We start from the raw sequence: 232 nt of genomic DNA, 5'->3' as shown, positions 1-232 counted from the left end.
GGCAAGAGGAGGCGTGGCCGACTGGTTTGGCGGGCGCTGCATCTTGCTGTAGTTCTTGATGCTGGTGGGGGCAGTGGGAAGGTAAGGGAGCGAGACGAGGTAACAGCAGGTCATGGTTCCCGATCTTCCTTTGCCGGCTTTGCAGTGAATGACGGCGGTGGCGTCCGGATCCGACTCGAGATACTCGGTGATATCTGCGACAAAGAGCGGGATCAAACTGAGGGGCGGCACA

1 protein-coding gene is annotated in these 232 nt (G+C 59.5%); it reads right to left on the bottom strand.

Annotation, left to right across the window (positions count from 1 at the left end; translation table 11 throughout):
- Positions 1-232: phosphatase domain-containing protein (locus tag ACKPVM_RS20540; RefSeq protein WP_409311593.1), on the bottom strand; the 232-nt coding region annotated here is incomplete at both ends.

It is taken from the genome of Pectobacterium hainanensis, from assembly GCF_046237015.1.
Lineage (GTDB): Bacteria > Pseudomonadota > Gammaproteobacteria > Enterobacterales > Enterobacteriaceae > JBJYIN01.
Note: the sequence above shows the minus strand (reverse complement) of the source record. Positions and strands in the feature narration are given on the sequence as shown.